Consider the following 14,724-nt stretch of genomic DNA (forward strand, 5'->3'; position numbering starts at 1 on the left):
TAACCTCTGCCAATCAATAACAAATAATCGGAAGTCCTTTGCCCCCTTATTGGTCCCGGGTGGTACCGGGTTTCTGAATTCAGATGATAAAGTTTCTTCATTGCTCAGCCGTTATACGATGAGTCGTTCTCCCTGGCTCATCGTCTTGCTTTACGTCGCTTTATCGACCCTCTGGATGGCTGTTGCGAGCTATCTGATATCACTCATGCTCGAAGATCCGGTTTTGCGAGGCCGCGCCTATCTGGCAAAGGAACTGGTTCTCATTGCCATCAGCAGTATCCTCTTTTATGCGCTGCTCAAACTGGGCCGGGACACTACTGTCCGCGAAGGAGGCGCAGCAGCTTCGGCTTCGGCAGACTTCCGACTGAACCGGTTGATGTTGGCGTTCTTCTCGCTGGCGATGGTAGCGCCCATTATTAGCATAATGATCGTAAAAGTGTATGGCCCGGAGATAGAGCGAGGGACTTATGCTGATCTGCAAACCATCGTCGATCTTAAGGCGGAGCAGATCGAACTCTGGCTCGCTGAACGGCATAACGACGCGGAAGCATTGCTGGCAAGCCAGGCGCTCATCGAGCGAGTGGTCAACCTCCAGCAAGGAATAAACGGACATGGGATGGATCTCATCCGTAATCGCCTGGAGGCGGTGCGGCAAGCCTACAGCTATGAGTCAGTGATATTGCTTGATGTTGAAAGCCGACCTTTGCTCGTGTTAGGCGAAAAGCATGAACTGCCATCTGTTACCCACGAATTACTATCTAACGCATTACGGACGCGCCAGATACAGAGCACCGATTTCTTTCTGGATGAAAACGGAAAACCTCTGCTGGATATTGCAGTGCCTCTGGTGGCGGAAACAACAAATAAGGAACCCGTTGCGGTAGTGCTCTTACGGGCGGATCTGGAGCAATTCCTTCTTCCACTTGTCGAGAAGTGGCCACGTATCAGCCGCAGCGGAGAGATACTGCTTATCGCCCAGAAGAATGAAAGCGTCACTTATCTTAATAAATTGTACCGCTTTCAGAGGACACACAGCACACATGGATATCATGCGCTTGTCGGCAGGGACGAACTTGCCAGCGCCATTGCCACCCGGGACGAAAAACAGGGGACAGTGCATGGAATCGACTACCGGGGAGAGCGGGTACTCGCGGCCTATCGACCCCTTAACGGTACCGGTTGGCGTTTGCTTGCAAAGATCGACCAGAATGAAGTACTGACGCAGTTATGGACTCTTGTATTCTGGATCAGTGCCATCATTCTCATTGCAGTTACTGCGGTAAGCGTCGTGCTGCTGCTGCTATGGCGTCAACAGCAACGCGCCCACCAGTTGGCACTGATCGTTCACACCGCCGAGCAGGATCGCCTTCTCAAGTATTTCTATGAGTTGCCATTCATCGGCATGGCGATCACCTCTCCCGATACGAAACGCTGGCTGCGGTTCAATAATCAGTTTTGCGAGATGATGGGATACTCGGGTGAGGAGTTGGCAAAAAAAACCTGGGTTGAGGTGACTCATCCGGACGATGTCGCCAGGAGTGCTGCCGAGCGCGAGCGCATCATGAAAGGTGAGTCTGAAGGCTATGCGATGAACAAGCGCTTCATCCGTAAGGACGGTTCAATAATCTTCGCCAACGTGGATGTCAAATGCGTCCGCAGGGCCAATGGCACGGTGCATTATTTTGTTTCCATGATCCGGGATATTACCGAGCAGGAACGCCGGAAAACTGAAATTCTGGCGGCGCGACGCCAGCTGCAGGCCACACTCGACGCCATTCCCGATTTACTGTTCGAGCTCGATGCAGACGGCTGTGTTCACGCGTGGCATTCGGTCCGGCGTACCGAGTTCCCGACTGTGTCCGGTGAAAGCCTCGTAGGCAAAAAGGTTGCGGATGTTCTCCCGGGTGAGGCCGTAGATATTATCCTTTCGGCGTTGTCGGAGGCGCAGGAGAAAGGACTCTCCTCCGGGAAACAATTGGAACTCCGCCTTCCCGGCCGTGAAGACAAGTGGTGGTTTGAGCTTTCTGTCTCACGCAAGCATGTCGATCCCGCAACGGGTCCCCGTTTTATCGTTCTTGCGCGTGATATTACAGAACGCAAGGCGTCAGAACAAAGAATACTGCATCTAGCCCATTACGATTCGCTCACCGGCCTGCCAAACCGCGCCCTGCTGGCCGACCGGATGAGAGTGGCAATCAACCGTGCGGCGCGGCAAGCCAAACGGCTCGCTGTACTGTTCATAGACCTCGACCGTTTCAAGGCAATCAATGATTCGCTTGGTCATGACATTGGCGACTATCTGCTCAAGGCTGTAGCCGAACGGATGCAAACCTCGGTACGCAGCGTAGACACGGTAAGCCGGATGGGAGGTGACGAATTTGTCGTGCTCCTGAGTGAGATCGAAACCGCGGAGGATGCAGCTCGTGTCGCACAAAAAATCATAGATGGTCTTTCTCAACCATACCGGATCGAAAAGCATGAGCTGCTGCTGACTGGAAGCGTCGGCATTTGCATCTATCCTGATAACGGTACGGAACCGAGTATCCTCCTGCGCAATGCGGATGCATCCATGTATACAGCAAAGGAAGCGGGGCGCAACCGTTACCATTTCTATTCGGAAGACATGACAGCTCGGGCGATCGAACGGCTCAGCCTGGAACATGATCTCCGCGGGGCGGTCGAACGCGGTGAAATGTTTCTGGTTTATCAGCCCCAGATCGAGCTTGCGACAAGCCATATTATCGGGGTGGAGGTGTTGATGCGCTGGCGTCATCCCGCACGTGGATTGATTTCACCTGTTCGCTTTATTCCCGTTGCGGAAGATACGGGATTGATTCTCTCGATCGGCGAATGGGGTTTGCGCGAATCGTGCAGGCAGGCACGACTGTGGCGTGAACGTGGATTACTGAATGCATGCATCTCGGTCAATGTTTCGGCAGTGCAATTCCGTCAGACTGATTTTGTCGAGATCATTGAAAATGCACTTCAGGAGTCCGGTTTGACCCCCGCGAGCCTGGAACTGGAACTTACTGAAAGTGCAGTGATGCAGGGTGTGGAACCCGCGCTGAACAAGCTGCGCGAACTGGATGCGCTTGGAGTGAAAGTCGCAATCGACGATTTTGGTACGGGTTACTCAAGTCTCGCCTATTTACGGCAGTTTACCGTTGACCGCCTGAAAATTGATCAGTCATTCGTGCGCGATGTGCCGGGTAATAACGATGCCGAAGCCATCGCGGCGGCAATTGTGGCAATGGGTCTCAACCTGGGCTTCCGTATCATTGCCGAAGGCGTAGAAACGGAAGCGCAAGCGGAATTTCTCCAAAGTGTCTTATGCAAGGAAGGCCAGGGTTATCTCTTTGCGTGGCCCATGACTGCCGATGAGTTTGAAGCATGGGTAGGCGCGTGGCAAAACCGCGCAGGAAGCACGTCCTAGCCGGAATATCCAAAAGCGCGAGGATTGGGCGAGTACGAGCTTTCATTTCTTCAGTCTTTCTCCTGCTGATCGCTGCGTTTCTCCTTTGTAACCGGATTTTTCAGCGTATATCCTTCCTCTTTCATTTTATAACCACCATAAGCTCCTGCGCCACCTGCCGCGAGTAGCCAGCAGCCGGACAGACTTGGCGCCAATAAAAATATTGCCAGATAAAGCAGTTTACGCGCCCCCTTCATATTATCTCCTGTGGTAATCATCAAATCAGGGAAAGAAAAACAATATAGCGTGGTAATTACGAAGTCTGTACGATCGCAAACATTTGTCCTCATGCGAACATAGTATACTGAAATTGCAGGGTGACCGCTTATGCTCACGAGTTCGAGTTCCGCACCGCTCACAAGGCTGCAGGCGCCTTTGATTCCGTTGATGATTACCACGGCCTGAGCGACCCCGAGTGGAAGGAGACTGAAGGCAAGGCTGCTAAAAAATTAACAAGGGATTACGCAATTACACAAGAACTGATTTTACCTGGAGCCGAAAATGAAGTGGGAGGGTTATCGCCAAAGTAGTAACGTCGAAGATCGCCGAGATTCGGGCAGCGGATTTGGGCTGGGTGGCGGCAGAATCAGCGTCGGAGTGATTGTCATAGCGTTGATCGGCGGGCTGTTGTTCGGTATCGATCCCCTCACCATGCTCAGCGTGATCACCGGCGGAGGCAGCAGCAGTCTGGTTCAGGAACAAGGTCCTGCACCTTCGGCGCCCCCAGGGGACATGCAGGCAGTCTTTGTTTCGACGGTCCTCGCCGATACCGAGGATGTATGGACGAGCCTTCTGAGGCATGAAAACAAAGTTTATGAACCACCCAAACTTGTGCTGTTTCGAGGTGCTGCTCTAACGGCGTGCGGTCAGGGAAGCGCGGCAATGGGTCCCTTCTACTGCCCGGAGGACCAGCGCATCTATATCGACCTGAACTTCTTCGATACGATGGCAAACCAGCTTGGGGCAGGAGGCGACTTCGCGCAGGCATACGTCATTTCGCATGAAGTCGGGCATCATGTACAGAATCTCGTTGGCATTTCCGATCGGGTGAATGCCGCTCGCCCTCATTTGCCGCGCTCACAGGCAAATTCCTTGTCGGTACGTGTCGAATTGCAGGCGGACTGCCTGGCCGGGGTCTGGGCTTACCATTCGCAGCGTTCCAAGGGGTGGCTGGAGGAAGGCGATATCGAGGAGGCCATGAACGCGGCAACGCAGATCGGTGATGATACATTGCAGCGCAGGACACGCGGCACGATCGTGCCGGAAAGCTTCACGCACGGCACAAGCGCCCAGCGTACTCGCTGGTTCACGCGGGGATTGCAAACGGGAAATATGGCGGATTGCAATACCCTTGGATCGGAAAAGCTGTAGCCTTGCCTCAAAACTCACAAGGGGAACAGTTATGAGAGTCTCCGAGCTTAAAGACGAACTGCTCGACTACTGGGTGGCAAAAGCCAATGATGTGGAAGAAGTGCATGTTATCGATTCTCACTGCGTGATCAACCATCAACGCTGGGAACCTTCGGTAGATTGGTCTCAAGGAGGACCGATCATCGAAAGAGAAGGAATAAATCTCAGTCACAGCCTGGAACCGGGTTCCGAGCATTGCACGGCGTTCATGCGATCAGGCAGAAACCGGCAAAAAGGGCTTACTCCCCTGATTGCCGCAATGCGCTGCTATGTAGATTCCAAGTTTGGAGAAGAGGTTACGGACTAAACGTTACAAGGATTGGGGGAAATATAAAAAGGTGAGGAAACTCAAAAGAAAGATCTGCCAGGGAACATACACGGGGAAGAACAGATCGAATAGCGTATGGCCAAATTCAAGCTGACAAACCTGCTGCGCGATACTTCCCGCGAAACCCCGCGTGAGGATGCTTCTGCCAGAATCATGGCAGCCCAGGCGTTTTCACGCGCCGGAGGCGCGCCTCTCGTGCATGGCAACAGCATCCGTCTTCTCAAGGATGCAAGCGAGAATTATCCTGCATGGCTTGAGGCGATTCGGTCGGCTGAAAAGAACGTCTATTTTGAAAATTATATTATTCGTGATGACACCATTGGCCAGCGATTTGCTGATGCGCTCATTGCGAAAGCAAAAGAAGGCGTACGGGTAAGATTACTCTATGATTGGCTTGGAGGGCTGACTGAAACGTCATCTAATTTCTGGCAGCGCCTGAGCGATGGCGGTGTGGAAGTTCGATGCTTTAATCCAATGCGCTTCGATAGTCCTCTGGCATGGCTGAGCAGGCTGCATCGCAAATCGGTCTGCGTGGATGATCGTGTTGCATTTGTCAGCGGATTGTGCGTCGGCCAGATGTGGGATGGATACCCCGAGCGAAATATTGCGCCCTGGCGGGATACGGGTGTCGAACTGCGGGGGCCCGTGGTAGCGGACGTCATAAAATCCTTTGCGCGCGCATGGGCGGAGACGGGACCGGAAATACCTGCGGATGAACTGCCTGCTCCCGATTCAATTCCGATTTCGGGTCACGTCGATGTGAGGGTGTTGGGAAATTTTGCCGCGACCGCGGGCTTATACCGGCTGGAGCAACTGATCACGGTGCTGGCGCAAAAAACGCTTTGGCTTACCGATGCCTATTTCGTTGGGACTACAAGTTATGTGCAAGCGTTGAGAGGCGCTGCAATGGACGATGTAGATGTCCGCTTGCTTGTTCCCGGATCAAGTGGAGATCTCAAGTTTCTCAGACCGATTTCGCGTGCCGGTTATCGTCCGCTGCTGGAAGCCGGCGTACGCGTGTTCGAGTGGAATGGCTCAATGCTGCACGCCAAGACAGCCGTTGCCGACGGGCGCTGGGCGCGCGTCGGTTCAAGCAATCTCAACATGGCGAGCTGGCTGGGAAATTGGGAGCTGGACGTTGCGGTGGAAAATCTTGATTTTGCGCAGAAAATGGAGCAAATGTACCTGGATGATCTGGAAAATTCGACCGAGATCGTTCTCAACAAAAGGAACCGGGTTCGCCCCGTAGCAGATCACCTCCCCCACCGCGACCGCCGTCAACCCGCGGCTGTCAGGCGCCGGGCTGGAAGCGCGAGCCGGCTAACAGCGGGCGCCTTGCGTGTAGGCAACACCGTTGGAGCGGCTATCACCAGTCGACTGGTCCTGGGAGCTGCCGAGGCAAAAATCATGTTTTTCGGGGGCCTTACGCTGCTTGCCTTGACAGCCCTGGCATTGTTGGAGCCCCTGCTCATGGTAATCCCTTTCTCGCTGCTTGCGGGATGGATCGGCGTTTCACTGTTGATACAGGCTTACAGGTTGCACAGGAACGGGCAAAATGATGCCGCAGCCCAGAGCGCCAGTCTTGCATCCGATGAGGCCCAGGATAAGGTGATCGAACTCCCCAACTCCGTGCGCGAAGGCCAGCAATCCGAGGATATCCGGAAAGAAGCCCAGGAAACACGGGAAATTCAGAAAGCACTCAGGCAACGCTGAGAAGAACCGTCGGCGCACGAGCGGAATCGGGTTTCTTCTGATTTCAACCGGCTTCAAGTTGTTCCCCAGCAAATCCTTTTTCTTACTCCAATAGATTCTCTTCCTGCCCGAAATACCTGCACAGATCCAGAAGTCCTTCACCGTCCCTTACCTGCTACCTGCGCTTGCAGATCAGCCTGGTAACCAGAAAGCTTGTCTTGATTCAACGACAGGAAAAACGCTTTAAGCTCATGCATTTGGTCGAAGCTGGTAGGATAAACGTCTCCACATGGGGACGATTACTCCAGTTAAAACCAGTTAAATCATCGTAATTTCATGATTCAAAATAATTATTTTTTCTGGCATACAAATTGCTTACTCCCTTTAAAGCCGCGCTATTGCCCAATTGTCACGGCAATTCCATTTTGGCCGGCTATAACGTTTTTTAACATAATATGAAAAATTGGAGAATTGGTATGTTAAAAAAGAAAGAAATCGTACTTACTCTGTTGGCAGTGTTTGGACTGGTTGCGGAGTCTTCCGCATTAGGAGTTTCTGCAGGATTAGGAGCCTCCACGGGACTCAGCTCTACGGGACCAGGGGTTTCTTCCAGCCTGGAAGCTTCTACCAATTCGGTAACCTCCACTGATCTGGGTATTTCTACGCGATCTGGAGCTTCCATTGGATTGGGAACTTCTACGAACTTAGGGATTTCTCCGGGATTGGAAACTTCCACGGATCTCGGAACCTCTACAGGTCTGGAAACTTCTTCTGGATTGGGAACTTCCACAGACATAGGGGGTTCTACGGACCTGGGAGTCTCTACAGACCTTGGAGTCGCTGCGGGCAGGAGTGTCGCTGCTACCACCTCAAGCTTAACGACACTCGGTGCAAACAGCACTGTGGATATAACAACCTCCACCCCTGCACTCGGGGCGAGCAAGGTAACCGTGGAGGCACCCGCGCTTGGAATTACGGGCAAGGTGGCTGCAGCCCAATCATTGGACGCCATGAGTACGATCACAGTAGGTGTGCCGGCCGTTGATGCGATCAGCAGTGTAAGTGTGGGAGCACCGAAACTCAAACTTGCCGCTGACGTGGATACATCAACTTCCACCGGAATCGCTGCGTTGATCGCCCCGGTTGACACAACTGCCAATGTCGGTATATCTGCTGCGCTTGATGTAGATACCTTGCAGGCAGACATGGGCGTTGCAAGTCAAGTAGATGGGGCTGCCGACTTGGGCGGGACCTTGGGAATCGGAGGCGTTCTTCCTGTCCATTCAAAACTGGCAGTCACTGCCGATGCAATTCCGGCTGTTCCGGAAGCCGATGCTTACGCAATGCTGCTAGCTGGCCTCGGCCTCATGGGTTTCATCATGAAGCGCAGAAAGGAAGCGCTGAACTAGAAACTGGTCGGCGTTCCGAGGCTTCCACCGCGTTTTTAAGTGGGGGAGCCTTGGAGGAAGAGCGCGTTAAGATCAGCGGGCACGCTCTTCCCCGCAACGAAACACTACCGGCCAGATTAAATGAAAGAAGCAAGGTGTAATACCTGGAGAACGTACACGCACTGTCCCTGATACAAATCATGCGACAGAGGCATGAGAAACATGGCAAGGGATATGCCTCATTTCCTTTGGTCACGCAGAAATTCCACCAGAGCGACGGCATCGTTGTGCTCCTCGTCTTTGGCGCCATAGAGCAATGTAACAGTCCCTTTCTTTATTTCCTCCCTCAGTCGCGCCAACTGCTCATCATTCTCCTCTAGCTCGGCCCGATAACGCTTCTTGAATTCGGTCCACTTGTCCGGATCATGTCCGAACCATTTTCGAAGCTCGGCGCTCGGCGCCAATTCCTTCAACCAGATATCCACATCCGCTTTTGCTTTTGTCATTCCACGCGGCCAAAGCCTGTCAACCAGGATGCGAGTACCATCGTTCTTGTCGGACGGTTCGTAAACCCTTTTGAGCTTCAGATTCATTCCTGCCTTGGCCTCCTCTTACAAAAGATCAATTTTCCAACCCGGTTTCGTCGGCCCACCTCTTTAAAGCTTATCGCCAGCCAGAATGTCTCGCAGATACCTTCACTCCCCCTAGACACAAAACGGAGAATGTCGTGATGGCAGGGAAGCAGTTCGGGAAGAAGTGCCAGAGGCATGTTCCCACCCCTTCATATCGTGACCGATACCACACCTCCCCGCGTCATTTTGGTAAATTCAACCCGGTATACCGGCTTTAATCAATTATGCGCCGATATAATGAAGTGTTTCAATTTTGACCGACAGGGAGAAAAAATGTTACGAAAAAGATTTATGGCGGGAATGGCGGCAGTTGCATTATTTTCCATAGCGTTTTGCAGTATGGCAAAAGCAGAGCTCATCGGTGAAGTGGATACCGCGTTCCGATGGCTGGGAAAGGATGATCGGGTAGTGATAGAAGCTTATGACGACCCCAAAGTGCGGGGTGTAACCTGCTACGTTTCCCGGGCCCGTACGGGCGGAATCAAAGGCACTGTAGGCTTGGCGGAAGACAGGGCGGAGGCATCGATCGCTTGCCGGCAGGTAAGCGACCCTATCGAGTTCCGCGGCAAACTTCCTCGTCAGGAAGACGTGTTTACCGAACGCATGTCAATTTTATTCAAGCGCCTGCATGTGGTTCGGGTGGTGGATCCGGCGCGTAACGCGCTTATCTATATGACATACTCTGACAGGATTATAGAAGGCAGCCCGCAAAACAGCGTTACGGCCGTCCCTGTCGGCAGGAGCAATCCCATTCCAATGAAATAGCCGGAAACCTGGATGCTTTCAGAACGGGAAGGATGAAGGAAGTAAAAAAGAAAAATGATGAATCAGATCAAACGAAGCTGAATAACAGAGAGTTGCGTACGCTAGCGTACGGACATCATGCCAGATGACGAATAGAATTACCCGGATTCTTCATGTGGAGCACTTCTCACAGCGCTTCCGCCAGAAAAGTCAAAAGAATATGGCAGACTCCAATTCAAAACGACCCATGAAACTACATAATTTTATTTCTAGAGGAGGTAGTTAAATGAATAAAGTTCGCAAAACGCTCTTCGCCGCCCCTGCTTGGACAGCCGCTATGCTGGCTGTACTGACTTTAGGTGCCACCGCAGCTAACGCCACAGACGTTACCGTGCACCTGACCGGCGACCAGGAAGTGCCTCCGGTTCAGACTTCCGCAATGGGCCATGGCAACATAACTGTAGAGGATGACAAATCCATCAAGGGCAAAGTCATGACCTCCGATATAAAAGGTACCGGTGCGCATGTCCATGAGGCTGCGGTGGGCAAGAATGGTCCCGATATCATCACGCTCAATAAAACTTCCGATAACGAATGGACCATACCAGATGGAGCGAAGTTGACAGACGCGCAATACGATGCCTTCAAGGCAGGCGGACTTTACATCAACGTTCACAGCGATGCTCATAAGAACGGAGAAATACGCGGCCAGCTAAAACGCTGACACAGTATTCCTGTTCCGAAAAAGCCGGGCTGGAGCCGGTACGTTTATCCACGGCTGCCGATACCCAGCCCCGATAGCCCAAAAACCTGACCTCATTTTCATGCCAGAATACCGTTTGCAGAAAGAACCGGATGGGCCAGGACGTCCGGACAAGCCAGATGGCCCAGGGCCAGGTCCTGCCCCCGATCGTGGTCCCTCCCCTGACCGCCCCATTCAGGAACCGCCCCGTCCCATCGATCCCGATAAGCCGCGGCGGGATCCGGAACCCTATAATCCCGACAAACCTGTCGATCCTCGTCCCTACGATCCTGATCCCACCCCCGGCGATCCTATCATCGATCCGGCGGATGAGCCCCTGCTTTGATCGGAGTAGAGTTCCTCGCTTTCAGTTGAGCCTCACCTGGGTCATGGCAGGAAAGTGTTCGACGGCTTCGCCTAAAGGTTGCTTCGCAACCAGATCACCTGGACGAGATTTGCCGCGCATTCCGATCACCAGCGGTCAGGCGGATCTCGTTTTTATCGGCCGAGAATTGCTGCGGGAGCCTTACTGGGCCCTCAAGGCGCAACATGCGTTAGCGATAGAACCGGAATGGCCGGTACAGTATGGCTATGCTGTCAAGCGTCGTGCAAAATAGATGTTGTCAGCGTTCCGTTATCCCTTCGCGGCTCTTGTCGACTTGAGCGGTTGTCACGAGGCTGGCGCGATTGCCCCACGCGTTGCGGATATACGACAGAACCAGCGCAACCTCCCCATCGCGTAAAACCTGCGCAAATGGAGGCATGCCATAAGGCCGGGGGTTGCCTGTGGTCGATGGGGGGTAACCTCCATTGAGCACGCTGCGAATGAGGTTCGTAGGGGGTGTCAGGGTAACGCTTCGGTTACCGGCCAACGGAGGGTAAATTCCCGGGGCACCTTGTCCGGAGTCGCCATGGCAATCCTGGCAGTGCTCCTTGTATATCCGTGCCCCATACCGCAACCAGGCTTGCACCTGTTCTGTCTGCGCGGGAGGATTTACCTGTTGATGCGACTGTGTTTCAGGCAATGATTTCAGATAGACCGCCATTGCTCGGGCATCCTCTTTTGCCAGATGCTGGAGGCTTTGGCTGACAACCTCCGCCATCGGTCCTGATGTCGTCGCTCGCAGTGAAATTCCAGTGGTCAACAGCTGGACAATTTCTTCGATCGGCCAGCCAGCCATACTTGCCTCCAGGCTCGAGGTCAGCGATGGCGCGTACCAGTTCGAACCCATGATCTGCCCGCCTCCCAGCTTATCATCTCCCTTGCGGCCGATCATGCCGCCCAGGGGATTTCGCTCGGCGTGACAGGCGCTGCAATGACCAAGCCCCTGTACCAGGTAAGCACCCCGGTTCCACTCAGTGCTTTTGGTGGGATCAGCCTGATACACGCCGGGCTTGAAATAAGCCGCACGCCAAAGGGTCAACAATGGCTGGAAATCGTATCGGGAAGCAACCTGGCTTGGCGGATTCTGTTGAACGACGGGTTCGAGAGTTCGAAGATGGGCAAAAATTGCATCGGAATCTTCACGGATGATTTTCGTATATTCCGTATACGGAAATGCAGGGTACAGAAGCCTCCCATCGCGCGATTTACCCTCGTGCAGCGCTTTCCAGAAATCATCTTCATTCCAGTCACCGATTCCGGTTGCTTTATCCGGCGTGATATTGGACGTGACAAACGTGCCGAATGGGGTCGAAAGCTTCCTCCCGCCGGCATAGGCGAGTCCACCTTGCGCTGTATGGCAGCCTATGCAATTCCCGGCTCGCGCAAGATATGCTCCGCGCGCTTGCCGCTGTTTCAAAAGAACCGATGATAACGGCGTAGCATTCTTTTCTGCCTTTGCTTCCTTTTTCGGTGAAGTTGCGCCGGTTACCCCAGGAGACAGGCTGATACCCGCAAGAACTACCGCTGCGGCAGCGATGACAGCAATTTTCATCGGTCTGCCCTCGGTTGGACAATACTCCCGCAGCGCTGCACCATCTCGGAAGGCAGCACATCCGCCGGAGCTGCATTTTCCGGCACAGGCTGGGCGGCAAGCCACGCCGCCACCACGTTTGTCTCCTCGATCGTGAGTTGCCTGGCAATATCGGACATGCAGTTGCTCTCTTGTCCCCGCATCACTCCACCATTCTTCCAGGCGCCGAATTGGGCGGCGATATAGATGCGCGGAAGCCCCAGGAGTGCGGGAATAAAAGGCGCAGTGCCCATGAGCTGCTGGCCGTGGCATTCGACGCACGCGGGTATATCCCGCGTGGCATCGCCCTGCTGAATCAGCTTCTGGGCCTGTCTGATTTCAGTGGGGGAAGATATCACCTGTTCCGGCGGAGGGTAAGGTTGCCTGAGTCCCGAAAAATACGCTGCCATTTCCCGCAGGTATTCGTCGCTCACGTTTGCCAGCAGTAACGTCATTGGCCGGTAATAACGGTGCCCATCCCGGAAATCGCGCAACTGATTGAAAAGATATCCCTCCGGCTTACCCGCAATCCGGGGGTAATAGGCGTCCCTGCCCACCCTGTCTGCCTGGCCATGACACACTGTGCAGGGCTTGACCCGTTCGGCCATGGTATCCGGCACGTTCACCGGCATAGCCGGTGCAGCCTTGCTCGATGGAATTGCGTCTGAAGCGGCAGCAATGACACCCGATACGCCTGATACGGCAGCAGCAATGAACAGGAGTGAAATAAATTGACGCATGAGGATCGATGAGTAACCAGATTCTGCCAGAAAAACTTCATTGATGAGGCTGTGCCAGGCTGTCTGTCTAAGGCACCCCTGAACGAACTTCTAAGTTTTACCTGGAAGTGGCGTTCCGGTCAACCAGAGTCGGTCCAATTGGCATTGGAGAGCACGACCGGCGAATATCGATTGTTCTGCTAGACTTCAGGATGAATAGCGTGTATTCCGCACAATCGGAGGGGGATATGTTGTTCGGCTCAAATATACTGGAGGTGGGAATCGCCGTCATTTTCGTCTATTTGCTGCTCAGCATCGTATGTACAGCCTTTAACGAAGGAATTGCGTCATTGATCGACAAACGCGGGAAAAATCTGGTGGAGGGCATAAAGAACCTCCTGAATGACCCGAAGTTTACCGGACTGGCGCAGCAGCTCTACAATCACGGACTGATAGGCGGGATCTCCCAGTATGCTTCCGATCCGGCAAAACGGACCCGCCTCCCCTCCTACATGTCCGGCGAAAGCTTCTCTCTGGCTTTGCTCGACATCCTCTCGGCCCGGGGGATCATTGCGGGAAAGTACGGCGACCTTCTGGCGAATGCCGAGGCGGCGGATGACGCTTATGAAGAAGCCCTGGAAGCAGCGGCAGGGGCTCCCCATGATCCGAAGTGCGCTTCAGCCGTCGCACAGGCAAAAGACGCACGTAACAAGGCAAGGGTAGCGCTCGAAGCAATTACCGAAAAAGCAAAGACTACGTACGACCAGGCCGTGCAAGCGGCAAAAGCTGCGCCAAACGATACGGATCTTGCCAAAGCAGAGGCAGAGGCCAGGCACGAAGCTGACAGTATCAGCGCGGCCCTCAAGATGCTCGACGCACGCCGCGCCGCGGTCGCCTCCGCAAAAAATCCCAAGGAGGTTAAACTGCTGCTGACAGCAGGCGCCACATTGAAGGAGGCGCTGGCTTTCGCACGGGATTTTGCAACGGAATATCCGGACCCTTTGGGCAACATACAGGAAGGACTGAAAAGACTGCCCGAGGGCCATACCAAGGAAACTCTTCTCGTTCTTGTCGATAAGACTCGACGGGAAGAGACTGCGATCGAGCGTCAGGCGGAAGCCTTTCGCAACAATCTCGAAGACTGGTTCAACACAGCCATGGAACGCGTTGGCGGCTGGTACAAGCGCTGGACACAGCGCGTGCTGCTTTGTCTTGCGACTCTGGTCGTGGTTGCCTCCAATGCGGACACGGTGATGCTCATCGAAAGGCTTTCAAAGGACAACGTTTTGCGCGCTTCGATTGTTGCGGCGGCGCAGGATACAGTGGAGGCTCAGCCTGGTGCGGCTGTTTCTGCGCAATCGCAAACGGTTCTCAAGGCGGCGGAGAACCTCAAACTGCCGGTAGGATGGTCGCTGGACCCGGGTGACCCCGGTTATTTTCGATCTCCCGAGTTATCGTGGAACTACACGGGGTGGGCATTTTACAAGATATTCGGCCTGTTCATTTCCATACTTGCTGTCACGCTGGGCGCTCCCTTCTGGTTCGATACATTGAGCAAATTCGTCAATCTGCGCAGCGCGGGGACACCGCCCGGGGAAAGCAGTAAAAGCGCCCCCCAGCCCCGTGCGATAACGCCGTAAGC

14 protein-coding genes are annotated in these 14,724 nt (G+C 53.9%); 10 read left to right on the forward strand and 4 right to left on the reverse strand.

Annotated features, from left to right (window positions below):
- The first annotated feature begins 118 nt into the window (after positions 1-118).
- On the forward strand, positions 119-3,433 hold the full coding sequence (locus ACZ5BW_RS08870) for a bifunctional diguanylate cyclase/phosphodiesterase (protein WP_464539048.1): 3,315 nt from the start codon (positions 119-121) through the stop codon (positions 3,431-3,433).
- A 50-nt stretch (positions 3,434-3,483) separates the two neighbouring features.
- On the opposite strand, the gene ACZ5BW_RS08875 is transcribed toward ACZ5BW_RS08870, so the two are convergent.
- A complete protein-coding gene (locus ACZ5BW_RS08875; RefSeq protein ID WP_464539050.1) occupies positions 3,484-3,870 on the reverse strand; it encodes a hypothetical protein in 387 nt (128 codons plus the stop codon).
- 103 nt (positions 3,871-3,973) lie between these two features.
- Between ACZ5BW_RS08875 and ypfJ the strand changes: the two genes are divergently transcribed.
- From ypfJ to ACZ5BW_RS08895, 4 genes are all read left to right on the forward strand, one after another.
- Positions 3,974-4,843 (forward strand): KPN_02809 family neutral zinc metallopeptidase, encoded by an 870-nt coding sequence (gene ypfJ / locus ACZ5BW_RS08880; RefSeq protein ID WP_464539052.1) that lies wholly within the window; start codon positions 3,974-3,976, stop codon positions 4,841-4,843.
- 31 nt (positions 4,844-4,874) lie between these two features.
- A complete protein-coding gene (locus ACZ5BW_RS08885) occupies positions 4,875-5,189 on the forward strand; it encodes a phage protein NinX family protein (RefSeq protein ID WP_074974939.1) in 315 nt (104 codons plus the stop codon).
- Positions 5,190-5,285: 96 nt separating this feature from the next.
- Positions 5,286-6,923, forward strand: coding sequence for a phospholipase D-like domain-containing protein (locus tag ACZ5BW_RS08890; RefSeq protein ID WP_464539054.1), 1,638 nt, complete (start codon positions 5,286-5,288; stop codon positions 6,921-6,923).
- A gap of 701 nt (positions 6,924-7,624) precedes the next feature.
- Positions 7,625-8,311, forward strand: a complete 687-nt coding sequence (locus ACZ5BW_RS08895) for a PEP-CTERM sorting domain-containing protein (RefSeq protein ID WP_464574130.1) — start codon at positions 7,625-7,627, stop codon at positions 8,309-8,311.
- 218 nt (positions 8,312-8,529) lie between these two features.
- Here the strand turns inward: ACZ5BW_RS08895 and ACZ5BW_RS08900 are convergent, their stop codons facing one another.
- Positions 8,530-8,883 carry a DUF488 domain-containing protein gene (locus ACZ5BW_RS08900; RefSeq protein ID WP_464539058.1) on the reverse strand — a complete coding sequence of 118 codons (354 nt, stop codon included), beginning with the start codon at positions 8,881-8,883 and terminating at the stop codon, positions 8,530-8,532.
- Between the two features lie 312 nt (positions 8,884-9,195).
- Between ACZ5BW_RS08900 and ACZ5BW_RS08905 the strand changes: the two genes are divergently transcribed.
- From ACZ5BW_RS08905 to ACZ5BW_RS08920, 4 genes are all read left to right on the forward strand, one after another.
- A complete protein-coding gene (locus tag ACZ5BW_RS08905; protein WP_464539060.1) occupies positions 9,196-9,687 on the forward strand; it encodes a CreA family protein in 492 nt (163 codons plus the stop codon).
- Between the two features lie 265 nt (positions 9,688-9,952).
- Entirely contained in the window at positions 9,953-10,390 is a 438-nt protein-coding gene (locus tag ACZ5BW_RS08910; RefSeq protein WP_464539062.1) for a CHRD domain-containing protein, read from the forward strand.
- 100 nt (positions 10,391-10,490) lie between these two features.
- Complete coding sequence (locus ACZ5BW_RS08915) at positions 10,491-10,754, forward strand: hypothetical protein (protein WP_464539064.1); 264 nt, start codon at positions 10,491-10,493, stop codon at positions 10,752-10,754.
- Positions 10,755-10,863: 109 nt separating this feature from the next.
- Complete coding sequence (locus ACZ5BW_RS08920) at positions 10,864-11,025, forward strand: hypothetical protein (RefSeq protein WP_464539066.1); 162 nt, start codon at positions 10,864-10,866, stop codon at positions 11,023-11,025.
- Positions 11,026-11,031: 6 nt separating this feature from the next.
- Here ACZ5BW_RS08920 and ACZ5BW_RS08925 read toward each other — a convergent pair whose 3' ends face one another.
- The gene (locus tag ACZ5BW_RS08925) at positions 11,032-12,345 is read right to left on the reverse strand and encodes a c-type cytochrome (RefSeq protein WP_464539068.1); all 1,314 of its coding nucleotides are present in this window, start codon (positions 12,343-12,345) and stop codon (positions 11,032-11,034) included.
- Entirely contained in the window at positions 12,342-13,103 is a 762-nt protein-coding gene (locus tag ACZ5BW_RS08930) for a c-type cytochrome (protein WP_464539070.1), read from the reverse strand. Before ACZ5BW_RS08930 ends, ACZ5BW_RS08925 begins: the two co-directional genes overlap by 4 nt.
- A gap of 227 nt (positions 13,104-13,330) precedes the next feature.
- Between ACZ5BW_RS08930 and ACZ5BW_RS08935 the strand changes: the two genes are divergently transcribed.
- Positions 13,331-14,722 carry a hypothetical protein gene (locus ACZ5BW_RS08935; protein ID WP_464539072.1) on the forward strand — a complete coding sequence of 464 codons (1,392 nt, stop codon included), beginning with the start codon at positions 13,331-13,333 and terminating at the stop codon, positions 14,720-14,722.
- Positions 14,723-14,724: the final 2 nt, after the last annotated feature.

It is taken from the genome of Nitrosospira sp. TNL300 (assembly GCF_055385915.1).

What these genes read in the sequence shown, in the direction of transcription:
- ACZ5BW_RS08915 (WP_464539064.1), top strand. Translation starts at nt 10,491, where the DNA reads ATGCCAGAATACCGTTTGCAGAAAGAACCGGATGGGCCAGGACGTCCG.
- ACZ5BW_RS08935 (WP_464539072.1), top strand. Translation starts at nt 13,331, where the DNA reads ATGTTGTTCGGCTCAAATATACTGGAGGTGGGAATCGCCGTCATTTTC.
- ypfJ (WP_464539052.1), top strand. Translation starts at nt 3,974, where the DNA reads ATGAAGTGGGAGGGTTATCGCCAAAGTAGTAACGTCGAAGATCGCCGA.
- ACZ5BW_RS08885 (WP_074974939.1), top strand. Translation starts at nt 4,875, where the DNA reads ATGAGAGTCTCCGAGCTTAAAGACGAACTGCTCGACTACTGGGTGGCA.
- ACZ5BW_RS08890 (WP_464539054.1), top strand. Translation starts at nt 5,286, where the DNA reads ATGGCCAAATTCAAGCTGACAAACCTGCTGCGCGATACTTCCCGCGAA.
- ACZ5BW_RS08925 (WP_464539068.1), bottom strand. Translation starts at nt 12,345, where the DNA reads ATGAAAATTGCTGTCATCGCTGCCGCAGCGGTAGTTCTTGCGGGTATC.
- ACZ5BW_RS08900 (WP_464539058.1), bottom strand. Translation starts at nt 8,883, where the DNA reads ATGAATCTGAAGCTCAAAAGGGTTTACGAACCGTCCGACAAGAACGAT.
- ACZ5BW_RS08930 (WP_464539070.1), bottom strand. Translation starts at nt 13,103, where the DNA reads ATGCGTCAATTTATTTCACTCCTGTTCATTGCTGCTGCCGTATCAGGC.
- ACZ5BW_RS08870 (WP_464539048.1), top strand. Translation starts at nt 119, where the DNA reads ATGAGTCGTTCTCCCTGGCTCATCGTCTTGCTTTACGTCGCTTTATCG.
- ACZ5BW_RS08910 (WP_464539062.1), top strand. Translation starts at nt 9,953, where the DNA reads ATGAATAAAGTTCGCAAAACGCTCTTCGCCGCCCCTGCTTGGACAGCC.
- ACZ5BW_RS08905 (WP_464539060.1), top strand. Translation starts at nt 9,196, where the DNA reads ATGTTACGAAAAAGATTTATGGCGGGAATGGCGGCAGTTGCATTATTT.